Below are 23,333 nucleotides of genomic sequence, written 5' to 3' on the forward strand. Positions count from 1 at the left end.
GTCTCCGCTTTTTTTACATACATTTTGTTTCCGAACGAACTCTCATATTCATTAGTTTTTCTGACGTCTAAACAACATCGCTCCGAAAAGTAATAAGAACATACCTGCCATAACAGAAGTAGCTTCTGTTGATACTCCACCTGTTTGAGGAAGAAGTTTTGTTTTCTTATTATTTTCTTCACTTGATGATACCTCAGACTTATTTTGTACTTTACTCTGTACCTCTTGCTTGTTTTGTACTTCTACTTTTTCTTGTACACTTTGTTTGTTTAATACTTCTGGGCTTTCTTCTTTTATTTTTTCTATTGTTTCTTCTTTAGTTTGTTCTTCTTTCGGTGTTACATGCATTTCCGGTTTTTCTGTTGCCTCTGGATTCTCTAGCTCTTTCGGCTCTGGTGTTACATGAATTTCCGGCTTCTCCGTAACTTCTGGCTTCTCTAACTCTTTCGGCTCTTCTGTCACCTTTGGCGTTTCCGGTTTTTCTTCTTTTATTTCTTCTGTTGTTTCTTCTTCAACTTGTTCTTCTTCTGGTGTTACATGAATTTCCGGCTTCTCCGTAACTTCTGGCTTCTCTAACTCTTTCGGCTCTTCTGTTACCTTTGGTGTTTCCGGTTTTTCTTCTTTTATTTCTTCTGTTGTTCCTTCTTCAGCTTGCTCTTCTTCTGGTGTTACATGAATTTCCGGCTTCTCCGTAACTTCTGGCTTCTCTAACTCTTTTTGCTCTTCTGTTACTTTTGGTGTTTCCGGCTTTTCTTCTTTTATCTCTTCTGTTGTTTCTTCTTTAGTTTGTTCTTCTTCTGGTGTTACATGAATTTCCGGCTTCTCCGTAACTTCTGGCTTCTCTAACTCTTTTTGCTCTTCTGTTACTTTTGGTGTTTCCGGCTTTTCTTCTTTTATCTCTTCTGTTGTTTCTTCTTTAGTTTGTTCTTCTTCTGGTGTTACATGAATTTCCGGCTTCTCCGTAACTTCTGGCTTCTCTAACTCTTTTTGCTCTTCTGTTACTTTCGGTTCTTCCGGTTTTTCTTCTTTTATTTCTTCTGTTGTTTCTTCTTCAACTTTTTCTTCTTCTGGTGTTACATGAATTTCCGGCTTCTCCGTAACTTCTGGCTTCTCTAGCTCTTTCGGCTCTTCTGTCACATTTGGTGCTTCTGGGTTAGTTGGAGCTTCCAGTTCTTCTATTGATTCTTCTTTACCTTGTTCTTCCACTTCTGTTACTTCGTGGATTTTTATATTTGTAATATCATATCCGTTAACTTTCGATTGATATCCTGATACTGGTTGTTCTTTCACTTCATACGTATGAGCTTTTCCTTCACTATCAACTGCTGGTAACTTTCCAAACTCATATTTCCAACCATTTTCTGCCGTAACTTCTTTCGTTGTAATGACTTTACCGTTTTGCAGTAAATCTACTTTAATCGTTTTTGGGCGATCGTTTACTTTATCGCCTTCCCACGTTTTCGTTCCCGTAACTGATGTAGTTTTTAACTTATTTGGAACCATAAGTTTTATTCCCTGTACATCATCCTTCTTAATTGTAAAAGGAATCTTTGCTTTTGGATCAAACTCTACGTAATTCGGAGCAGAAATTTCTTGCACGTAGTAATTACCTGGAGTAAGGTTTGGTGCTTCAACTACTCCATCTTTATTTGTTGTATAAGAATCACCAATTTGCTGACCTGATTCTTTATACAATTTAAAAGAAACACCTGGAATAACTTTTCCTTCGTTTCCTTCAATATGTTTCACAATTTGCAGCGTTCCTTTCGCAGGTAAATCCCCCTCAGCTCCGCCGCCAAACGATATATTTTCAACCTTTACATTATTAGATTCAGAAATAGGCTTTTCATATAAAATTTGATAATCAAGTTTATAGTCATTCTGTAAATATTTTAATTTTTTCCCGCTATCAGTAATAGTTGACGTGTAGAAAACCGTAAAGGAATTAGCGCTCCCCATATGTCTATAAACTACAACTTCAAATGAGTTATCGCTAGTAAACTTAATATATCCATAACCTCGCTTTTGAAATTGCTCAAGAGACAAATATTCTCTATTATTAATAGTTATCTTAAAACTATCTTTATTAAGCATTTGTCCTTCTTGTAAAGTATCTTTCAAAATGATGTTGTCATGTAAATGTTGTTTCTTTAAATTTATATTTAAAAACCAACGTACTTCATTACTTTTGTCTGGCTGAATATCACCAGACTTATAGAAAAAGATTCCCGGTTCTGTACCTTCGCCTTTTGGATGCGTAATACTTACCGTTTGCTTTTCTAAACTTGTTCCTAAATTCGTTTGTACATCTTTCGTTTTTCCTGCTTCTACATTCGTACCTTGAACAGCAAAATTAAAATTCCCTCGAATATTTTGAAGCTGTTCTACTGTATCATTAAATGTACAAACTACATTATTTGTATTAATCTGGCACGTACCAAAAACGCGTCCTGATTCATCTTTTAATGCGATAGTTCCACTATAGCCCTTTAATTCTGGAGGTAGTGTTAACGTTAATGTATCCCCAGACTTCATCTTCTTTCCAGGCTTTTCACTAAAGTTTACATGTATGCTAGTCTTTTCCCCATAATTTAATTTCGTCTTTTCAAATGCAAAACTATCAACAAATCCAGTTGTGTTTAATTCTTGTGCATGACCTACGATAGGTGTAAAAACTTGTCCAATGATAACAGTAAAAATAAAACAAATTACAGATATTCTTTTTAAATATGTACTCATAAACCCTCCATCTTTGATTACTTCATTCTTCTACCCTAAACCACACTTTAAAATAAAGATTATTTGCAGCATCAAACTATCTTTCTTATCTTTTGGGCAGCCAACAATAAATATTAGTCCTTATAAAAGTGCATTACAAGACTGTTCATCCACCATTTATTTTGTTACTATTATAGTAGTAACCTTTTCGAACCAAATGACCATTTTATCCATAAGGTCATCTGATGATTAACTATCTTTATCCCTCGAATATACTCCTCCAATACCTTTATTCCACTCACACTAAAATTATTATTTCAACATCTATAAAATCCACCTGAGCAATTTACTAAACCTTTATTTAAAGCGGTATACATGCATTTACAATCAAAGTGTACTGCTACAAAAAATATTTTATATAATAATAAAAGAGGATTTAAATAGAAGATATATACCATTTCTTCAATCGTTTTCAAAAAAATAAAGCTATCTTTTCTTATTAAAAAAGATAGCTTTATCTGTATAGACGACTGCTCTACTCCCTATTGTTTCGCACCCTTCAACGACTCTCTCAGCACAAATTTTTGTAATTTCCCACTCGCATTACGAGGAAGTTCATCCACAAATAAATAATGACGCGGACGTTTATAGTCTGCTAATTCATCACTTTCTTTACAATATGTTTCTAAATCACCTTCTGTAATCGTTTCATCCTTCTTTACAACGACAGCCACAACACGTTCTCCCCATAATTCATCTGGCTCTCCAAGCACTGCAACATCTAATACACCAGGATGACTATGAAGGAAATCTTCAATTTCACGTGGATAAATATTAACGCCACCACTAATTACCATATCATCCACACGATCTGCGACGAATAAATAGCCATCATTATCGAAGTAACCTAAATCACCAGAGTGATACCATCCTTTATACATCGATTTTGCATTTGCTTCTTCTCGGTTATGATAACCAGCCATCATAGTTGGGCCGCGCAAAATAATCTCCCCAACTTCATAAGGAGGCAATACGTCATCTGGCTCTGCTGGTACATCATCGCTTGGTTTTACAATGCGAATTTCATGACTAAAGCATGGTGTTCCCGCTGAGCCTGCTTTCGTCATTTGATCTTCTTCTACTAGAAACGCAACAACTGGTCCCATTTCTGTCATTCCGTAAATTTGTACAAGATCAATATAAAGACGTTCTTTACATTCCTTCACTAGTGCTGGAGCCATCGCTGCCCCACCATATACACCAATCTTCAGCGAAGTTAAATCGTACTGCGTTAAATCTTTTTGCAGTAACATATTCCACATCGTCGGTGCTGCAAAAAACGTCGTAATCTTCTCTTCTTGAATCGTATGTAATACTCTATCCGTATCAAAGTGATGTAAAATAACATTCTTTCCGCCAACTTGAATGCGCGGAATAATCCCCGCATTTAACTCACCGCAGTGATATAAAGGCGCAACTACAAGCCCGGCGCTATTTCTATTATATTTTATGAAATACGTACAAATCATACTATGCTCAGCCATATCACGATGGCGATGCAGTACGCCTTTCGGATGACCAGTCGTACCACTCGTATAAAGCATAGAACAATAATCCATTTCATCGACTACAATATCTACTTTTTCAGCTGGTGCTTCATTTACTTTTTCATGGTAAGAACTAGCATAGGATGGTGTATTATCTTCTACATACCAAAATGACGAATTTGGAAAATCTCGTTCAATAATAGCAACAGTTGATTCAACTGCTTTTTCAAAGACTACTACTTTCGAGGCTGCATCTTGGAGGATATACGATAATTCTTTTGCCTTTAAGCGGAAATTAACCGGGTTAAAGATCGCCCCAATTTTCGCACAGGCTAAGTAAACGTTTACAAATTCACGGCAATTATATAAGTAAACAGATACAGTATCTCCCTTTCTTACCCCTTCTTTCAATAGAGCTTGCGCCGTTTTATTTATTTGCTCATCCCACTGTTTATATGTCCAGCGAATATTTTTTTCAGGCTCTACTAACGCCTCTTTATTCGGATACTTACCAACTGCTAAATCAAAAATTCTCCCTATCGTCATGTACATGCCAACAATTTCCCCCTTTTCTCTTTCATAAATCTATCATTTCGTCCATAAGTAGACATTGTCCTCTAATGATTTGACTAATTTTTCTGATTATTATCGACATAGTTTTACAAACAGTGCCGCTTGACGGTAAGTGAAATTATATCGACCGCAACTCAAATTATATCAGCGATTTTTCAAACATATCGACTTACCGACAAAAGCTAACAACATAAAAAAGAGGCTATCCCAAATCGGAACAACCTCCTTCTTCTTATACAAATAGCTCTTCTAAAATTTTCAGTTTGTCTTCTGTATATTTTACGAAGCCATCGTTATATGATTTTGGATCTTTCGGATTTGCGAAGTGCGTAATTGCTCCCGTCTTCGGATGAACAAATTTACTTGATGCACCACAGCCAAGTCCGATAATCGATTGTACTTCTTCCATAATGACAATGTTGTAAATACTTTCTTGCGTCGGCATTGCATATCCAACGTTCTCTAAGTTACCTAAAATATTCTTTTGACGATATAGGTAATATGGTACGTAATTATGCTTTTGCGTCCACTCTTCTGCTTCGTGCATCATCGCTGTAATTTCTTCGCGACCTGCTACTTTATATTTACGTTTGTTTTGCGTCATTTCAGAAGCACGTTTAAATGATAACGTATGAACTGTTAATGATTCTGGCATTAACTTTTCTGTTTCATCTAACGTATGCTTAAAGATATCTAACCCTTCACCAGGAAGACCAATAATTAAATCCATATTAATATTGTTCATTCCCATTTCACGAGCTAAATGATACTTCTCAATTGTTTCTTCTACAGTATGATGACGTCCAATTGCTTTTAGTGTCTCTTGATGGTATGACTGCGGATTAATACTAATACGGTCAATGTTCCATTTATTTAACACTTCTAGCTTCGCTGGCGTAATTGTATCTGGGCGACCTGCCTCAACTGTTACTTCACGCACATTTTTCACATCTGGGAACGCTTCATACATTTCTTCATACAGCATATCCATCTCTTCTGCTGTAATACTTGTCGGTGTACCGCCGCCGTAATAAATCGTCGTAACTTTTACACCTTTTTCTTTTAAAAACTTACCAATTTCACGAACTTCATAATGTAAACCACCTAAGAACGAATCAACAGAGCCTTGACGTCCGTTAATTGCATACGCAGGGAATGTACAGTATGCACATTTCGTTGGGCAGAACGGAATACCGATATAAATACTTACTTCCTCTTTCAAACGGTATAAATCCGGAACAACCGCTAATTGGCAATCAACAATGCGCTGAAGAAGTTCAATTTTCTCTTCATGAATTAAATAACTTTCACGAAGTTCTTGGTGTGCTTCTTCTTTTGACATACCATTTTGAAGCATTTTATGAAGAAGTTTTGTCGGACGAACTCCCGTTAAAATGCCCCAGCTTTGTTCAAGACCAGTTAACTGCTGAAGAACAGAAAGATATACATAAGAAACAACGTGCTTCACTTGCTTCATACGCTCTTTTTCATCTGTGAAAGCAGATAAATCTTTTGCGAATGTTTCTTCATACACATTTCCAGTAGCAACATCTGTTAAACAAGCAGATGCTTTCACATTATCCTCAATGTGTATATCAACGATAAGATTTGCTTCCTCTTGTTCAAATCCAATCGTACTATCTTCAAAAAATAAGCCGCCAATATTTTGCAGCGGACGTAAAAAACGATCATCTTGTAACGTTTTAATTGAAATTAACAACATTATCACCTTTTCATTTGCAAACTCTCTTTAGTTTACTTGAAGGGCGTTTGCAGGTCAATACAGAAGCTTTTACCTTATTTCTTCTATTTAAAAACTTAAAGGCAGAAGAGATGACATTTCTCTTCTGCCTTTTATAAACATTAGCTATTCTTAGTCATAAATCTTAAACGTATTCCCAATAACACAAGAATTACACCTATAAACGGAAGGTAATTTGTATTATGCCCTGTAGCTGGAAGTTTTTGATCATTGGAACTGCCTTGTTCTTTTTCTGGTAAGTTAGGCTTTCCTACTTCTTCACTTGAAGTTTCTGTTCCCTGACCCGGCTTCTGTATTCCTTCACCTGGCTTTTCTGTTTCTTCACCTGATTTCTCTGTTTCTCCACCCGGCTTTTCTGTTTCTTCGCCTGGTTTCTCTGTTCCCTCACCCGGTTTTTCTGTTCCTTCACCCGGCTTCTCTGTTTCTCCACCTGGTTTCTCTGTTCCCTCACCCGGTTTTTCTGTTCCTTCACCCGGCTTCTCTGTTTCTCCACCTGGTTTCTCTGTTCCCTCACCTGGTTTTTCTGGACCTTCACCCGGCTTTTCTGTTTCTCCACCCGGCTTCTCTGTTTCTTCACCTGGTTTCTCTGTTTCTTCACCTGGTTTCTCTGTCTCTTCACCTGGTTTTTCTATTTCTTCACCTGGTTTTTCTGTTTCTTCACCTGGTTTTTCTGTTTCTTCACCTGGTCTTTCTGTTTCTTCACCTGGCTTCTCTGTCTCTTCACCTGGTTTTTCTGTCTCTTCGCCCGGTTTTTCTGTTTCTTCACCTGGTTTCTCTGTCTCTTCACCTGGTTTTTCTGTTTCTTCACCTGGTTTTTCTGTTTCTTCACCTGGCTTTTCTGTTCCCTCACCTGGTTTTTCTGGACCTTTGTCTTGTTCTTTTTCATTTGTAATTTCAAGATTTTTAACTTCTACTTTTTCATTAGAAATCTTAAATTTAGTTTCCTTATCAGATAATTTATATCCTTCTGGTGCATGAACTTCTTTTAAAATGTAATCTCCAGGTTCTAACTTCTTAGAAATTGCTTTACCATTCTTATTTGTTGTTAATGTGTCTATTTTTGATCCATCTTTCCAAATTTCAAACACTGCGCCAGCTAATGTTTTACCTGTATCATTAGCATCTACTTTTGTAATTTCTAATTGACCTGTAATTTCTTCTTTCATTTTTTCATTCAATACTTCTCGTTTCGCTACTTTATTTGCTACAACGTTTACTTCTACTGTAACTTCTATCGCTTTGTAGCCTTCTGGCGCTTTCGTTTCTTCTAATGTATACTTACCTGGCACTAAGTTTTCGAATGTAACAACACCATCTTTATTTGTTGTTTTCGCCCCTCCAACTATTTGACCATTTTCGTTTTTTAGTCTAAATTCCGCGCCTTTTAGCACATTTTTGCTCTCAGCATCCTTTTTGACTACCTGTAAACTTCCCAACTCTTTCACATTTTTAACTATTACCGGTACTACTTTGTTCTCTTCCACAGTAACTTCAATTTCTTCTTTTAGTAATTTATATCCTTCTGGTGCTTTCGTTTCTTTTAATGTATATTTACCTGGTTCTAATTTTTTAGAGATTACTTTACCTGTCTCATCTGTTCGTAATGTATCTATTTGTTTACCATCTTTATACACTTTAAATTCGGCACCTGGTAATAATTTTGTTTCATCACTTGCGTCTACTTTTACAATTTCAAATTGACCTGTTACTTTTTCAACTGATGGCTTATTCCATTTCGGCCAATTAAATTTAAAATTATGAACCTCAAAGCCATCTCTTTGGTGTAATCCACCAAGAAAGACTTGTCCGTTAATTGAGCCACCCTTTGTATCTACAACTGCATTAGGCGCAAATACACTTCCTATTACACCATATCCTTTAGTTGTTATGTTTTTAGCATTTGGAAACACCCAAATGACTTTACTAGCTAACTCAGTAAACGGTGAATCAGGAACATATTTATGCGATGTATCAATTAGGTCTGTTGCCATCCCAGTGTTTTTTGTATCATACAAAATTGCGCCGCCACCAAAATTCACTTCTTCTGCATCTGAATAAATAACAATAAAGTCTTTATTACTTACATTCGGAAGATAAACATCACTTACATTAAATGTTTTCTCTCCATTTTGGCCTGAAGAAACGTAAATATTAGGGTTATTTACATCTTCACCGATTCCAAAAGTCATACCCGGTTTTGGCTTATCAGTATGTAATTGGCCCGCATCCTCAATTACACTATCAACGTCTTTTCTAAACTCTTTAAATTTAGCATCAATCTCCGCTTGCTCTTTATAAGAAATACGGTCATATGATGATTTCATTGCACCTTCTGGGTCACCATCTTTTGTCATTGCCACTGTTCCATCTTGAATAATTACTTGTCCTGTTCCCGCTTTCGTAAATTGACCACCTAGTAATAATGATGGATATCCTTCATCTACCCAGGGTGCTCCAGCTATGTTCCATTCTCCAAATGCAGCTGCTAAGACTGTGTAACCTGATGCATTCATATTTTTTTGAATGGCCATTGCACCCTCAATATCCGCACTCGTTGCACTATGATCTCCAAAAATGATTGCATTGTAATAAGATACATCACCTAAGCCTTTTAATTCTGTTGTAGCTGCCTCTGCTTTATATGGTAAATGGATTAAAAAATTCGTACATACTAATAATAAGACTATAAAACTACTACTTAATTTTTTTATTTTTTGATTAAATGATTTCCTCAAAAAATTCATTCCCCCTTTTATAATTCCTAGATTTATGAAAAGAAGCTCATTTCATATATACCAAATCTTACTCACATTAACTTAAAATAATCCATTTAAATAAAACAAAGAAACTCTACAACGAATTAATAACATTACTACAATTCATTTTTGAAATAATACGTGCACTAAACTAACATGCGGAAATGTTTTTACTTACGAAAGCTCAATAAAATTAATCTAAAGAATATTTCACGTGGTGTAACTTTTTTGGTAACATCCTCCACTTTACAACAGTTTTCTAAATGATTCAAGTGAATTGTATGGATTTTAGACACAATTCATCTTTATGAAACGCTTTCATCTCTAAAATAAAACCAATCAAAAAACGTAGCCAAAAGCTACGTTTTTCTTTCATCATTTCGGTGTATTTTTATGATTTTTCAAAAACGGAAGCGGGAATTGCTTACGGAAATGTTCTTTAATCATATACTCTACGCCGTTCTCACTATTTGAACGTGTAATCCAGTCGGCTGCCTGTTTTAACTCTACAGGCGAGTTCCCCATTGCTACCCCGAGCCCTACATTTTCAATTATCTCTAGATCTTCCATGCTATCTCCAATCGCAACCATTTCGTTTAGTGAAATATTTAAATGCTCTCCAAGCAATTGTAATCCGCGTAATTTCGATACATTTTGCGGCAAAATTTCTATTCGTTTCGAATCACACTCAACATACTCGATATCTTGGAATGCTTTTCTTAATGTATTTATCCCTCGTTCTTTTTCACCTTTACTTTGGAAAATAACATCAATTTTTGGCGCCGCTACTGGATGATCACGAAGCGCATCACCTAACGAATCTACAAATTGAACTGGATAAAACAACGGATCTGCGCTTGATAATACAGTACGCGCAATTAAGTTTGGTGTATTTCTCTCACGATTTCCGATTGAAAACCGTTCATGAGAAATACGTACGTTACAATCAAAGTGCTCTAATACTTGCACAATGTTAAACGTCTTCTCTTCCGATAATCTTCTTTGAACGTACGGCTTATCTAACGTTGCTGAAACGAAAGCACCGCCGTGTGTCACTAATATAGAATCTAATTTTAAAGCCTTCGCTACTTTATGAGCGGACTGAAAATTACGGCTCGTAAATAATGTAACGTATACATCTTTTCTTTTCACAAATTCAATTGTTTCTCTTAATCCTTTTGCAATTTTTCCGTTGTTGTATAGTAGTGTCCCATCTATATTAAGAGCTAGTAAGCGATAAATCATGTCGCACTCCCCCTCTTCGCTGTTGTACTCTATCCATAATTTATGAAATAAATGTAGCAAATAGAACGAGTTAGAATTACTACTGAAAATTTGGTTTACTATATACATATACACTCAGTAAAGGAGATAGTACAATGCAGGCACCACCTTCCTTTTTTGAAGGCGATACGTTAGAAGTTGCAAAGAAGTTACTTGGACACAAACTTGTACATATTGTAGATGGAATAAAAAGAAGCGGAACGATTGTAGAAGTAGAAGCATATAAAGGTCCCGATGATAAAGCCGCACATAGTTACGGCGGCAGACGAACGGATCGCACAGAAGTCATGTTTGGCGCACCGGGGCATGCTTACGTATATTTAATTTACGGTATGTATCATTGTTTTAACGTCATTACAGCGCCAGTTGGCACCCCGCAAGGCGTTCTCATTCGAGCCCTTGAACCGGTAGATGGAATAGAAGAAATAAAACTAGCGCGCTACAACAAAACCGACATTACAAAGGCGCAGTATAAAAATTTAACGAACGGCCCTGGCAAACTATGCCGTGCCCTCGGAATTACGTTAGAAGAACGAGGCGTATCCTTACAAAGTGACACATTACATATTGAACTCGTCCCAGAAGAAGAACACATATCATCAAAATATAAAATAACAGCAGGACCTCGTATTAACATCGACTATGCAGAAGAAGCTGTACATTATCCGTGGCGTTTTTATTACGAGGGGCATCCGTTTGTGTCAAAGAAATAAACGATATCAACGATTTTTCAAATATATCTATCATAACTCAAAATATATCAACGGTTCGAAAAGGAATATCGAATTACCGATAAATAATGACATTACGAATAAAAGAAGACTGTTCCACAATGGAACAGTCTCTCCCTTATTACTCCGCGCCTTCCGCAGTCGCAATGTTATCCTCTAAATTTTCTCTAGATAATTCAGCCGCCATAAAATCAGCTGTTTCTGGAAGTGCTAAATGCATATGAGCTTTTTGACAAATTTGGATCGTACAGTTTTCAACAACATAATCGAAAACATGTCCGCCCCCGCTTCTTTCATCATCAATATAATGTAAGTGGAAACCAGCTACACCAATACCTTGCGCATAATCTGGTGTCCAAAAGCCAGCTAGCGTACCTTCTGTATTTTCAAATGAGAAGATTGGTTGTGATTTCGTCACTTCAACGAGCGGTGTATACGGTTTTTCTTGTCTTGGAACAGTTCTCGTTCTTACTTCACGGAACGTACCATCCATTCTAATCGCATAAAATAGGTTTTTACTAGGCATCAATTCATGTAATAAAGCTTCCACTTCTTCACGATTCATCGGACGCTCTATCGTATAACTCATTTCTTTTTCAAAAAACGTTACAGTCGCAAATGGTGTTGTTTCTTCCGGTTCTACTTTTTCTGCTGAACCGTCTGAACGTAAATGATAAAATTCGTTATCAAATGCGATCATTTCACCATCTAATTGATCAAATGTGCCGATGCCGAAATCACCGCGTTCTTTCAATTCCTCAAAGCTAATCACACCATCATATATACCATCTAATAGCGCAAGCATTGTAGATGTTTGATATACTTCGTTATTCGTTTTCGTTCTTTTTGCATCAATATCAATTAATTGCGCAACAGTCATCTCAACCATGCCTCCATTAGTTTAATTGGTTTGGTAATAATTTTTCGCTTAATTTAATGTTGTCACGGTAATCGATTGGAATATCAATAATGACAGGACCATCTGCTACTAATGCGGCTTTTAATACGCCCTCTAATTCATCTGGCGTGTTAACACGAAGACCTGTCGCACCGAAACTTTCTGCATATTTTACAATATCAACATCGCCGAACTCTGTAGCTGATGTTCTACCGTATTTCATCATTTGTTGGAACGCAACCATATCATACGTACCGTCTCTCCATACAAGATGTACGATCGGAGAATTTAAACGTACCGCTGTTTCTAACTCCATCGCTGAGAATAAGAAACCACCGTCACCTGATACGGAAACTACTTTCTTACCTGGTTCTACTAAAGTAGCAGCAATTGCCCAAGGAAGTGCAACACCTAACGTTTGCATACCGTTACTAAATAATAGTCTACGTGGTTCATAAGAACGGAAACATCTTGCCATCCAAATGTAATGGGAACCGATATCACATGTAACAGTTGTATCGTCATCAATTAAAGAACGAAGTGTACGAATCACTTGAAGCGGATGCGTAACACCTTCTGAAGCACGATTTGGAACTTCTGCTTGCTCTGATAATTTCGAGCGTAATCGTTCTAACACTGCTTCTGATTTCGTACTTAATACAAATTTCGGTAATTTCTCCGCGATACTATTTACAGTTAAGGCAATATCACCAATTAATTCACGTTCTGGTTGGTAATCATGGTCGATATCTGCTTGATGGTCATCAAGATGAATAATCGTTCTGTCTCCAAGTTTATTCCAGAATTTCGGATCATACTCAATTGGGTCATAACCGATAGAAATCACAAGGTCTGCCTCTTCTAGTAAAATATCACCTGGTTGGTTACGGAATAAGCCAACGCGGCCAAAGAAATGATCTTCTAACTCACGTGAAATGGCGCCAGCTGCTTGATATGTTTCAACGACAGGGAGTTCTGTATCCGCAATTAATTCACGAACGGCTTTCGTCACTTCATTTGTGCTCGCTCTCATGCCGAGTAAAATGACCGGTAATTTTGCTGATTTTATTTTGTCTACTACATATGTAACATCATGTGTGGGAGCGATTCCAAGCTGTGGCTTAGAAAGCGCACCGATAGACCCTACAGTCGTTTCCGCAGTCATAACGTCTTGCGGAAGACTTACTAAAGTAGCGCCTGGATTTGTAGAAGTCGCACTTCGGAATGCATTCGATAGTGCTTCTGGCACATTATCAGGATGCTCTACTTCTACGCTATATTTTGTGATTGGTTCGAATAGTGCAGCATTATCCATCGATTGATGCGTACGTTTTAATCGATCCGTACGCGGAACTGCACCAGCTAAAGCAACAACGGGATCACTCTCTGCATTCGCAGTAACAAGACCTGTCGCTAAATTTGATGTCCCTGGTCCTGAAGTTACAAGACATACGCCCGGTTTCCCTGTTAATCTACCAATCGCAGCTGCCATAAATGCTGCGTTTTGTTCATGACGACAAACAATTAACTCTGGTCCTCTTTCTTGCAGTACATCAAATACAGAGTCAATCTTCGCTCCTGGAATACCGAAAACATGTGTAACACCTTGTTTAATTAAACAATCAACAACAAGATCTGCTCCTTTTGTTTTTGTCTTCACGTCGTTTGCTTTTACACCTGTACTCAAACTAATCATTCCTTTATTTCATAATGTGTGTAATAAAGATTTTAAATTTCACCTAGTTAATTAATGTGGTGAAGTATTATTTATTATTATATTACAAATGCATTATTTTTCCAAGAATATGAATATGACATTATTTTGACAACCATTAGAGAATGCGCTTACAACCCTTTATTTATCCTAAAATAATATTTTTATATCTCCTCTAAAAATGGACAAAAAACTTCTATCTCATCACAGTATCAAAAATTTTACAGTACCTTGCAAAGAACACTAGCAAATGATATATTTGTAAATATTGGAACACCCATTAATTGGAATGCCATTTACGATTCGTATATCCCTCTTTCAAAAAAGAGAGGATTCTCAGCTATAATTCATCATTTTATAAAGGAAAGTGATTATTATGAACAAAAGTGAATTTTTGGAACAACTTAGTTCTTCCCTGCGGAATATGCCTAATGTAGAAAAGAAAGATATTATTTCAGAGTACGAAACTCATTTTATTAGTGGTAAACGAGATGGAATATCTGAAGAGGAAATTTCTAAAAAACTAGGAAACCCTAAAACGATTGCTAAAGAACTTAATGTTTCATATGCAATACATAACGCTGACAATAAACGAAGCTTTAAAAATATGATAACCGCACTATTTTCTGTTATGGGCTTAAGTGTTTTAAACTTTACCTTTATCATTATCGCCTTTTTCGTACTACTCTTTCTATTACCGATTCTTCTAGCACTTATCATTGCCACTCCATTATTAATTATTTCACCTATTTTATTAATAGGATTAGGATTTTTTAAAGGGTTTCATCAAATTAGTTATTCCGATGTTTACAACGTGTTCATCGCTTTTTGCAGCGGTTTGCTCATATCCGTCATATCTTATCAAATGGTAAAACATCTATACGCAACTTTAGTAAAGTATTTAAAATGGAATGTAGCTATTTTACAAAGATAATAATGAATGTACAAGGAGATTAATATGAAAAAGTATATTTTATATCCACTCATGTTACTTACAATTTTATTTCTATCAGCTTGTTCAAACAGTGCACAACCTAAGGAAGAAAACGATATACAATCTATTAAAGATGTTACGATTAAAATTCCGGAAACTATATTCACTTCCTCAAAAAAGAATGAAACTATTAATGAAGATGAAATGAAACAAAATATAAAAACTTATTTAGATTATAGCGGAGAATTATACGAAAACACCGTTCCACTTTCGTCAGCCATGTCTGACGAGAATATCACCGAATCCGACCGAGAGAAATTACAAAAACTAATCGATTTAGCGCAACAAAATGATGCGAACTTCCATAATTTTATTAGTAACAATACGATCCCTGATGATTACAAACAGCCTTCAAAGGAAATCCATGATTATATTTCAGCGTCCACGGCACTTTCAGTAGAACTAGAGCAAGAATTAGAAAAACTCGCTCAAGATGGTAACTTGTTCAAAACTGATTTTTCTTTTACAAAACGCTTTGAACAAGTTAATGGCAGGAAACAAAAAGAAATTGAAAAGTTTTTGAAGGAAAAGAACATTGATACTGAGTATTTCAAGAAATAATGATATATACAAATAGAAACCACAAAAAAGACGCCCCATACAAGGGGCGTCTTTCACTATTACGCTTGTTGTTGCGCGTTATATAAATCTTCAAGTGGCTTCATGATAATTTTGTTAACGTCAGTGATAACGATGTTTAGGCGTTGTTCAGTTTCCATTAACTTTGTAATTTTAGCATCTTGTTGAATGCGAACTACAACTTCTTGTGCTTGTTGGTTGTCTTCTTCAGTGATTTCTTGACCTTGCATCATTTTTTGTTGTAGACCAAGTTGCATTGTGCGGAACTCATCGAATAAGTTCTTTGAAGCTGCATCAGCTTGAACTGCTGCGTAGCTCTCTTTTAACGTTTTGAAATCTTCGTTTTCAGCGATTGCTTTTTGTAATTCATATGCTACATCATGAATGTTTTTTGTCATTTTATTTTTCCTCCTTTAGAAGGCTAGCGCTTTTCTCTCGCACTGCCTTTTACGTGCATTTACATACGCACCTCTTCTTACCATATCAAACTATGCAAGAGATGTGAAGAAATTTCACTTTTATTTCTATGTACTCACCTTATTATCTAAGAAATAACAATAACAGTCCTTGCACGAGTCCGATCATTCCGCCTAATAATGCTCCTAAATACGTAATCATTTTCAATTCATTTTTTGTAATGGACAGGACTAAATCTTCTAGTCTCTCCGTTGAAAATGTGGAGACTTCTTGCTGGACAATTTCCGCAAGATGGAGATTATTTAATATACTCGCTACGTTTTCTGCCCCCCACTTCAAGCCTTTCGTTACTGCACTTGGGACTACCTTTTCCATGATTGTTTCTCGAACCGGCTCACATACTTGCTGCACAGATTGGTTTAAAAACTTACTCACTGTTTCCTCAACTTTAACTGCTGACAATATGGAGCTTACAATCATTTCTTTTTCTACAAACGTTTCTAATTCTTTTACATCTCTTCCTTTTAACTTTTCCCACTCTTTTTGCAGTACATCAGTTAAAAGCTGCTTTGTGCCATCTTGCCCTAAAAACTTAATGACTTCTGGCTGCACACGATCCACTACACTTACATTCCCTAAAAACATTCCGACTAAGTTAAGTAGAGTTCCCCTAGAAGCAAAGAAATCATCAACCATTTTTGAAAGACGTGCTTTCCCTTCTTCACTTTCAAAAAACCTACTTCCTCGCTCTAAAATAAACGCCGAGACATTTGGGATCGCATTCTCTATTTTTTCATGAACAGAATGAGGTAAAGCTTGTTCCCATGTATATGTATAGTACTCCGCTAAAAATGCCTCTATTTTTTCTGTAATCACATGCTCGATTTTGCTGATTGCTTCTTTTTCTACATGCGCTACATTCCATTTTTCTAACATTTGTCTTAACGACTGTTCATTCGTCATTACTTTATCCACTTCTACTTGTGCCCATTGGATTAAACCTTTTTGAAACTCTGCATTTGTTAACTTCTTTCCGATTCCTTCTGGCGTTAATAAATGCTCGACAACCATTTTCCCTAATTGAACAGCAAGCTCATCACGGCGCTTCGGAATTAATCCTGGGGTAAATGGCACTTGAAACTTCCCAATATAAATAGGGCGATGCGGACGAAATAACATTTTTATCGCTAAATGATTTGTAAATCCTCCAATAATTGCTCCGAGCCCTGTCGTCGTTAACATACTTAACCATATATTCATTACAATCAACCTTTCGCTTCTCCAAAACTATAGCATATCATCATACGGACAAAAGTATAATGGTATAAAAACGTATTTGCAATATATAGCTTCGCCTATTATGTCAACATTTTGTTAGTAAAGGAGTGATTTCGTTGGTTCTCGGTATTTTAACTTGCTGGCCTCATTATGAGCAAACGTATTACACCGAAATCGCTAAACGCGCTCGACTTTATCATAATGTCGTTGCCCAGTTTACGCCATTTGGTATTGATCCTAAAACAGATCTTATTTCTGGTCTGATTTATGATACAGATACAGGGAAATGGAAAGAGCAAACATTCCCTATTCCTTCTTATATATACGATCGTTCTTCTTTTAACGAGGAAACAGACTTCGAAAAAGCAAAGTCAATTATTCACTCATTACACAACCGTCCTTCCACTACTTTTTTAAATAACACACTCATTGACTTAAGCGAACTACATGATGTATTTCTCACGAATAAAAAATTATCTCCTTATATACCAAAATTTGAAATAGCAACGATACAAAATATTTTCAAACTGTTATTAAAAACAAAAGATATTATTATACGTCCTACTCATACACATTCCACTGAAAGCCTGTATCGGGTCGCTTATAAAAATAAAACGTTTCATATCGATACAATAAATGACGCCTATCATACTTCTACTCCAATCAAACGGACAGATGAATTTATATCTTGGTACAAACGTAACATACGCTCAGCACGTTACATCACGCATACCATGCTGCAACCACCAAATCAATTAACATACCCACTCCATATTCGAACCATTTTGCAAAAAAATAAAGAACGCGAGTGGAACGTTATCGGTCAATTTATACAAAAAAGCTCATTTCCAAATCAACTTTTACTTTCGGCAACGGATGATTCCTCTCTGCATTCATTTTCAAAAATTAAATACGTACTATCTAGTACCGGTGTACAACTACTACAAGACGCTTTACAAGACATTATAAATGAAGTGTTTCAAACACTAGATGCATCTTATTCTTCGTTATTCGAGCTAGAGCTTTCCACCATTATGGATCAAAAAGGGGCAATTTGGCTTATGTATGTCAACACGATTCCCCCGTACGAACATTACATTCGTCATAGTGATTCATTAGCTGAAAAAATATATCACGGACCACTACAGTTTAGTCGCTTCACACCATAATGAAAGGGGGGAAACCCATTTTGAAAGAGCACATATATACATTAAATATTTCAGATGAGCATCCAAATAGTATTACTTTACCTTATATTTTTTCCATTACACCACCGATTACATCCCTTTCCTTCGGCGTACGCCATGTTGCAAGTGAAGATGTAAAAATTCATTATTCCTTTACTCGCGAAATCAGTATCGGACAACAAATTGCAGAAAAGCTTTTACTGCCTCATTCCACTACTATCCATGCATTCACTCAAAATGAAACCATTATTTTTGGACCATTAATCGGGATTTTTACAACTGGTTTTAACGATGACGCTTCTAACCCTTTAGGAAACCGTTCAACTTCTCTTGGCGAGTTACTAACGCCGCCATTCACTTTGCGACCATTTGTATTCGTTTTTGGTGTGCAACATATAGACTGGGAAGACGAAACAATTGAAGGATATTTCTTTCAAGAGCAGCAGTGGATAAAGAAAAAAGTCCCTTTACCGAATGTCATTTATGACCGATTACCAAATCGTAAAGCCGAAAATTATAAACCAATCGTAAGAGCAAAAAGAAAATTAGAGCATGACTATGCTATTCCATGGTTTAATCCAGGATTTTTTAATAAATGGGAAGTGCATCAACTTCTTATGAAAGACGATTCAATCATGCCATTATTACCAAACACAGAAACATTTCAACACTTCGAACAAGTAGAACGATTTCTCGGTACGTATAAATCCATTTACATGAAACCGATTCACGGCAGCTTCGGTAGAAATATTCATCAACTATTTTATTCTCAAGCAGAGAATTGCTACTACTGTCGTTATCGCGAAAATGAAGAAAATAAACTAAGAAAGTACCAATCATTAGAAACGCTTCTGAACCATGTGTTGAAAGGACACGATTTAAAAAAGTTTATCGTACAACAAGGTATTCCCTTACTTCGCTTCGATGGGCAACCTGTTGATTTCCGCATTCATACAAATAAAAATCATTTCGGTCAATGGATGGTCAGTGCAATCGTTGCAAAAATTGCTGGCAAAGGTAGCTTAACAACGCATGTAAATAGCGGTGGTGATACAAAATTACTGCAAGAACTTTTTCCAGACTCAACGAAACAAGTTCAAATTGAAAATAAATTAAAACATACAGCCTTACAAATCAGTTACGCGCTCGATGAACAAGTAACCGGAAATATTGGAGAAATTGGTTTTGATATCGGCTTAGACACGCAGGAAAATCCGTGGCTCTTTGAAGCAAACTCTAAACCTGGGCGAACTGTATTCCAAGATGAAAAGTTAAAAGAACAAAGTGAACTGACGCGCCAATTATTTTACGAATATGCCATCTACTTAACTGAACATTCTTTGCGCGATGCAAAAGAAAAAATGTCTCAAATAAAATCAGAGACTTCCTCAAACAACGAGCATATCCCGTCCCCTATGATTCACTCACAAATACGAAAACAAAAACTTCCACCTCATTCATAAGGTGGAAGTTTTCTATTTATACCAGTTTCACTACAACCTCTGTTTCCACATTACACACCCCGCAATAAAAAACATGATTGCAGTATTCATTTGAATTATTATGTGTGAATCCATCTACTGCACTTAATAATTCTTGATCCATATACGCACTATAATCGTCTATGTAATCTACAGCCTTCCCATAATCTTGGAGTATACTTTGGCAATTTTGACAAGAATATGTTTGTGATTCTAATGCGTTGCAAAGCGGGCAAATTCCCATCATGATTCCTCCATACGTTATCATTTACAAGCAGATCGAAGAGAGTATCTAGCCACGTATAGCGGCGGCCAGTTCCTTTTTCTGCCCCATCCCTACTTAAAAATAGAACTATGAAATTGCTATCGATTTAATTGTAATAAGTCATAAATAAGAAGTTAATGATTTGCCCCCAAATAACAGGATACAAAAAGAAAAACATATTTCATATCGCTCTTAGTTTAGCCTTCTTTCTAAAAAATACAACGATTACTCTTATTTCATAATTTACGAAATCACTAAGATTTTTTTACAAAATTTACAAATTATTATTTCGTATATCTTTCTAGGTAACATCCATACTATGAGTACAAACTTAATTACCGATGGATTAGCGCCAAACGGGGCGATAATCTGGTTCAAATCCAGCTAGTCCAACCAAAAAAAATTTTTATAACTCTAAGGAGGATATATTCCTATGGCAAACCAAAGTTCTTACAATCAATTAGTAGTACCAGGAGCAACAGCTGCAATCGATCAAATGAAGTACGAAATCGCTCAAGAATTTGGTGTACAATTAGGAGCAGATTCTACGGCTCGTGCTAACGGTTCTGTTGGTGGAGAAATTACAAAACGTCTAGTTGCAATGGCTGAGCAAAGCCTTGGCGGATTCCAAAAATAAATATATATGGCAAAAAGGTCTCAAGGCATATGCCTTGAGACCTTCCTTCATTTATTGCAACATTTGTAAAAACTTTTTCGTACGTTCTTCTTTTGGATTTGTAAATACCTCTTCTGGTGTACCTTGTTCGACAACGACACCGCCATCCATGAAAATAACGCGGTTCGCAATTTGATGCGCAAAACGCATTTCGTGCGTTACAATAACCATCGTCATGCCTTCTTTAGCAAGTTCTTTCATTACTTTCAGAACTTCTTGAACGAGTTCAGGATCAAGCGCTGACGTCGGCTCATCAAATAGTAATACTTCCGGCTCCATCGCAAGCGCGCGAGCAATTCCAACGCGCTGTTGTTGTCCGCCTGATAATTGGAACGGATATAAGTCTATTTTATCCGCAAGACCAACTTTTTCAAGGAAATAGTTTGCTTTTTTCTTCGCTTCTTCTTTCCCCATCTTTTTCACTGTAACGAGCCCTTCCATTACATTTTGAAGTGCTGTTAAATGCGGAAATAGATTATGGTGCTGGAATACCATACCTGTTTGTGTACGAAGATTGACAATATCTTTCTTCGATACTTTTTGAGCGAAGTCGAGCTCTTTATTACCGATACGAATACTACCAGCGTTCGGCGTTTCTAGCACGTTGAGACAACGCAGGAATGTCGTTTTACCAGATCCCGATGGCCCGATAATAACAACAACTTCCCCCTTCTCAACTGATAAATCTATATGCTTTAGTACGGTATTATCTCCGAAACTTTTCTGTAAATGTTGAATTGAAATCATAAAAACAAAAACTCCTTTTATGAAAGGGTTATTTTAGAGTGTAACGTTCTGAACGTTTTTCTAATATTTGTTGCACGATAGATAATAAGAAGCAAATTACCCAATAAATAAGACCTGCTTCGAAATAAACAATTAAAAACTCGTAGTTCATTGCCGCAATTTCCTGCGCTTTTCGGAACATTTCTGTTAATAAAATTAACGATGCTAACGAAGTATCCTTCACTAAGCTAATAAATGTATTGGAAAGCGGCGGAATGGATACACGCGTTGCTTGCGGTAAAATAACACGTTTTAACGCTTGCGGGTATGTCATCCCAATTGTGTAAGCTGCTTCCCACTGCCCTTTCGGAATAGAAAGGATAGAAGCACGAATAATTTCTGATGCATATGCACCGACATTTAATGAAAATCCAATAACTGCTGCTGTATATGGCTCAACTTCAATATTAAGAGTTGGAAGACCATAGAAAATAATAAATAATTGTACAAGAAGTGGCGTTCCGCGAATGATAGATACATAGATACGAGCAATCCATTGTAAAATACGACTACCTGAAATACGTGCAAGCGCAGTTAACGTCGCAAGTATAATCCCGATAATAAATGTAATAAGCGTTAATGGAATTGTCGTAAACACAGCTTCCTTCAGCATAGGCATGAAGGAAGACTGCATAATATCTATCCAAGTAGACAATCGATCTGAAACCAATGCACTACTTAGATACATTTTCACCGAACCATTTTTTCGCTATTTTGTCGTACGTACCGTCTTTTTTCATATCTTCTAACGCTTTGTTTACTTCTTGTACTAGCTTGTCGCTACCTTTACGGAATAAGAATCCACTTTGTGACGCTTCTTTTTCTGTATCTACAATTTTAATTTTTGCATCTTTTTTCGTTTCTAAATAGTTTAACACTGATAATTTATCATTAATTGTGAAATCAACACGGCCAGTATTTAATAATTCTGCCGCTTGGCTAAAGCCTTCTACATTCGTGATTTCCGCACCATTTTTCTTAGCAATATCTGCATAGTTACTTGTTAAAGATTGTGCTGCTTTTAACCCTTTTACATCAGCAAATGTAGCAGGTTTATCTTTATCCTTCGCAATAACTAATACCGCTGAAGATGAAACGTATGGACTAGAGAAATCATATTTCTTTTGACGATCTTCACGAATACCAACTTCATTCGCAACCATGTCGAAACGTTTTGCATCTAAACCAGCAAGTAAGCTATCCCATTGTGTTTCTTTAAATACAGGTTTTACTCCTAAACGTTTTGAAACTTCTTCTGCTAATTCAACGTCAAATCCAGTTAATTTATTACTTGAATCGTGGAATGTGAACGGTGGATATGTACCTTCTGTTCCAATTACAAGTTCACCACTTTGTTTTATCTTTTGTAACGCATCTTGATTAGCTGTATCTTTTTTCTCTTCTTTACCGCAGCCCGCTACAATCCCGATCGCTAATGTAGTTACTGCAAGTACTGAAAATAATTTTTTCATAATGGTAATCCTCCAAGTATTCTGATAGGAATTTAAAAACTATATTGATTGTATGCAATCTTGAACAATTTTTCAATGAAAATGTTCTTATTTAGTTTATCCTTTTTCTTCATAATCAAACAAAATGGAAAAATAACGCTACATACAAAAAATAAGTAACATTTTTTAATATAGCATTTATAAAGAAAAAGGTAAAACAATACTTCTTATTTAAC

General features: G+C 36.3%; 19 protein-coding genes. 6 read left to right on the top strand and 13 right to left on the bottom strand.

Annotated features, from left to right (window positions below; translation table 11 throughout):
• Window positions 1–51: 51 nt before the first annotated feature.
• From QCI44_RS23795 to QCI44_RS23815, 5 genes are all read right to left on the bottom strand, one after another.
• Window positions 52–2,739: a Cna B-type domain-containing protein gene (locus tag QCI44_RS23795; protein WP_353811467.1), complete on the bottom strand. Its 2,688-nt coding sequence runs from the start codon at window positions 2,737–2,739 to the stop codon at window positions 52–54.
• Window positions 2,740–3,260: 521 nt separating this feature from the next.
• Window positions 3,261–4,817, bottom strand: coding sequence for a fatty acid--CoA ligase (locus QCI44_RS23800; RefSeq protein ID WP_016133717.1), 1,557 nt, complete (start codon window positions 4,815–4,817; stop codon window positions 3,261–3,263).
• A gap of 253 nt (window positions 4,818–5,070) precedes the next feature.
• Complete coding sequence (locus tag QCI44_RS23805) at window positions 5,071–6,561, bottom strand: coproporphyrinogen III oxidase (RefSeq protein WP_016136536.1); 1,491 nt, start codon at window positions 6,559–6,561, stop codon at window positions 5,071–5,073.
• A gap of 140 nt (window positions 6,562–6,701) precedes the next feature.
• On the bottom strand, window positions 6,702–9,335 hold the full coding sequence (locus tag QCI44_RS23810) for an MSCRAMM family protein (RefSeq protein ID WP_353811468.1): 2,634 nt from the start codon (window positions 9,333–9,335) through the stop codon (window positions 6,702–6,704).
• Window positions 9,336–9,731: 396 nt separating this feature from the next.
• On the bottom strand, window positions 9,732–10,601 hold the full coding sequence (locus tag QCI44_RS23815) for a Cof-type HAD-IIB family hydrolase (RefSeq protein ID WP_016089155.1): 870 nt from the start codon (window positions 10,599–10,601) through the stop codon (window positions 9,732–9,734).
• A 134-nt stretch (window positions 10,602–10,735) separates the two neighbouring features.
• Between QCI44_RS23815 and QCI44_RS23820 the strand changes: the two genes are divergently transcribed.
• Complete coding sequence (locus tag QCI44_RS23820; RefSeq protein ID WP_016089156.1) at window positions 10,736–11,353, top strand: DNA-3-methyladenine glycosylase; 618 nt, start codon at window positions 10,736–10,738, stop codon at window positions 11,351–11,353.
• A gap of 139 nt (window positions 11,354–11,492) precedes the next feature.
• On the opposite strand, the gene alsD is transcribed toward QCI44_RS23820, so the two are convergent.
• Window positions 11,493–12,251: an alpha-acetolactate decarboxylase gene (gene alsD / locus QCI44_RS23825; protein WP_000215036.1), complete on the bottom strand. Its 759-nt coding sequence runs from the start codon at window positions 12,249–12,251 to the stop codon at window positions 11,493–11,495.
• Window positions 12,252–12,267: 16 nt separating this feature from the next.
• On the bottom strand, window positions 12,268–13,956 hold the full coding sequence (alsS, locus tag QCI44_RS23830) for an acetolactate synthase AlsS (RefSeq protein WP_353811469.1): 1,689 nt from the start codon (window positions 13,954–13,956) through the stop codon (window positions 12,268–12,270).
• 403 nt (window positions 13,957–14,359) lie between these two features.
• Between alsS and QCI44_RS23835 the strand changes: the two genes are divergently transcribed.
• Together QCI44_RS23835 and QCI44_RS23840 are read left to right on the top strand one after the other, a co-directional pair.
• Window positions 14,360–14,917, top strand: a complete 558-nt coding sequence (locus QCI44_RS23835) for an HAAS signaling domain-containing protein (RefSeq protein WP_016133712.1) — start codon at window positions 14,360–14,362, stop codon at window positions 14,915–14,917.
• Window positions 14,918–14,941: 24 nt separating this feature from the next.
• Window positions 14,942–15,538: an NDxxF motif lipoprotein gene (locus tag QCI44_RS23840; protein WP_016133711.1), complete on the top strand. Its 597-nt coding sequence runs from the start codon at window positions 14,942–14,944 to the stop codon at window positions 15,536–15,538.
• A gap of 59 nt (window positions 15,539–15,597) precedes the next feature.
• On the opposite strand, the gene QCI44_RS23845 is transcribed toward QCI44_RS23840, so the two are convergent.
• Together QCI44_RS23845 and QCI44_RS23850 are read right to left on the bottom strand one after the other, a co-directional pair.
• Window positions 15,598–15,954, bottom strand: coding sequence for a YlbF/YmcA family competence regulator (locus tag QCI44_RS23845; RefSeq protein WP_016089162.1), 357 nt, complete (start codon window positions 15,952–15,954; stop codon window positions 15,598–15,600).
• Between the two features lie 142 nt (window positions 15,955–16,096).
• Complete coding sequence (locus tag QCI44_RS23850) at window positions 16,097–17,233, bottom strand: DUF445 domain-containing protein (RefSeq protein ID WP_353811470.1); 1,137 nt, start codon at window positions 17,231–17,233, stop codon at window positions 16,097–16,099.
• A gap of 134 nt (window positions 17,234–17,367) precedes the next feature.
• Here QCI44_RS23850 and QCI44_RS23855 point away from each other — a divergent pair, with 134 nt between their 5' ends.
• Window positions 17,368–18,420 carry a YheC/YheD family protein gene (locus tag QCI44_RS23855; RefSeq protein ID WP_016089164.1) on the top strand — a complete coding sequence of 351 codons (1,053 nt, stop codon included), beginning with the start codon at window positions 17,368–17,370 and terminating at the stop codon, window positions 18,418–18,420.
• 20 nt (window positions 18,421–18,440) lie between these two features.
• Window positions 18,441–19,901, top strand: coding sequence for a YheC/YheD family endospore coat-associated protein (locus tag QCI44_RS23860; protein WP_353811471.1), 1,461 nt, complete (start codon window positions 18,441–18,443; stop codon window positions 19,899–19,901).
• A 16-nt stretch (window positions 19,902–19,917) separates the two neighbouring features.
• Here QCI44_RS23860 and QCI44_RS23865 read toward each other — a convergent pair whose 3' ends face one another.
• Entirely contained in the window at window positions 19,918–20,163 is a 246-nt protein-coding gene (locus QCI44_RS23865; RefSeq protein ID WP_088083255.1) for a hypothetical protein, read from the bottom strand.
• 454 nt (window positions 20,164–20,617) lie between these two features.
• Between QCI44_RS23865 and sasP the strand changes: the two genes are divergently transcribed.
• Window positions 20,618–20,821 carry a small acid-soluble spore protein, SasP family gene (gene sasP, locus QCI44_RS23870; protein WP_000013349.1) on the top strand — a complete coding sequence of 68 codons (204 nt, stop codon included), beginning with the start codon at window positions 20,618–20,620 and terminating at the stop codon, window positions 20,819–20,821.
• Window positions 20,822–20,872: 51 nt separating this feature from the next.
• On the opposite strand, the gene QCI44_RS23875 is transcribed toward sasP, so the two are convergent.
• From QCI44_RS23875 to QCI44_RS23885, 3 genes are read right to left on the bottom strand one after another with little or no spacing between them, the layout of a single operon-like run.
• Window positions 20,873–21,607 (bottom strand): amino acid ABC transporter ATP-binding protein, encoded by a 735-nt coding sequence (locus tag QCI44_RS23875; RefSeq protein ID WP_098412912.1) that lies wholly within the window; start codon window positions 21,605–21,607, stop codon window positions 20,873–20,875.
• A gap of 28 nt (window positions 21,608–21,635) precedes the next feature.
• On the bottom strand, window positions 21,636–22,334 hold the full coding sequence (locus tag QCI44_RS23880; protein WP_353811472.1) for an amino acid ABC transporter permease: 699 nt from the start codon (window positions 22,332–22,334) through the stop codon (window positions 21,636–21,638).
• Window positions 22,321–23,118: an amino acid ABC transporter substrate-binding protein gene (locus QCI44_RS23885; RefSeq protein ID WP_016089167.1), complete on the bottom strand. Its 798-nt coding sequence runs from the start codon at window positions 23,116–23,118 to the stop codon at window positions 22,321–22,323. Before QCI44_RS23885 ends, QCI44_RS23880 begins: the two co-directional genes overlap by 14 nt.
• Between the last annotated feature and the right edge of the window lie 215 nt (window positions 23,119–23,333).

The organism is Bacillus cereus group sp. RP37 (assembly GCF_040459695.1).
In the GTDB taxonomy this organism is placed as follows: domain Bacteria; phylum Bacillota; class Bacilli; order Bacillales; family Bacillaceae_G; genus Bacillus_A.

Bases quoted from the DNA above. Each gene is read 5' to 3' on its own strand.
- QCI44_RS23845 (WP_016089162.1), bottom strand. From the start codon at position 15,954: ATGACAAAAAACATTCATGATGTAGCATATGAATTACAAAAAGCAATC.
- QCI44_RS23885 (WP_016089167.1), bottom strand. From the start codon at position 23,118: ATGAAAAAATTATTTTCAGTACTTGCAGTAACTACATTAGCGATCGGG.
- QCI44_RS23835 (WP_016133712.1), top strand. From the start codon at position 14,360: ATGAACAAAAGTGAATTTTTGGAACAACTTAGTTCTTCCCTGCGGAAT.
- sasP (WP_000013349.1), top strand. From the start codon at position 20,618: ATGGCAAACCAAAGTTCTTACAATCAATTAGTAGTACCAGGAGCAACA.
- QCI44_RS23800 (WP_016133717.1), bottom strand. From the start codon at position 4,817: ATGTACATGACGATAGGGAGAATTTTTGATTTAGCAGTTGGTAAGTAT.
- QCI44_RS23815 (WP_016089155.1), bottom strand. From the start codon at position 10,601: ATGATTTATCGCTTACTAGCTCTTAATATAGATGGGACACTACTATAC.
- QCI44_RS23795 (WP_353811467.1), bottom strand. From the start codon at position 2,739: ATGAGTACATATTTAAAAAGAATATCTGTAATTTGTTTTATTTTTACT.
- QCI44_RS23840 (WP_016133711.1), top strand. From the start codon at position 14,942: ATGAAAAAGTATATTTTATATCCACTCATGTTACTTACAATTTTATTT.
- QCI44_RS23820 (WP_016089156.1), top strand. From the start codon at position 10,736: ATGCAGGCACCACCTTCCTTTTTTGAAGGCGATACGTTAGAAGTTGCA.
- alsD (WP_000215036.1), bottom strand. From the start codon at position 12,251: ATGACTGTTGCGCAATTAATTGATATTGATGCAAAAAGAACGAAAACG.
- QCI44_RS23875 (WP_098412912.1), bottom strand. From the start codon at position 21,607: ATGATTTCAATTCAACATTTACAGAAAAGTTTCGGAGATAATACCGTA.
- QCI44_RS23880 (WP_353811472.1), bottom strand. From the start codon at position 22,334: ATGTATCTAAGTAGTGCATTGGTTTCAGATCGATTGTCTACTTGGATA.
- QCI44_RS23805 (WP_016136536.1), bottom strand. From the start codon at position 6,561: ATGTTGTTAATTTCAATTAAAACGTTACAAGATGATCGTTTTTTACGT.
- QCI44_RS23850 (WP_353811470.1), bottom strand. From the start codon at position 17,233: ATGAATATATGGTTAAGTATGTTAACGACGACAGGGCTCGGAGCAATT.
- QCI44_RS23865 (WP_088083255.1), bottom strand. From the start codon at position 20,163: ATGGGAATTTGCCCGCTTTGCAACGCATTAGAATCACAAACATATTCT.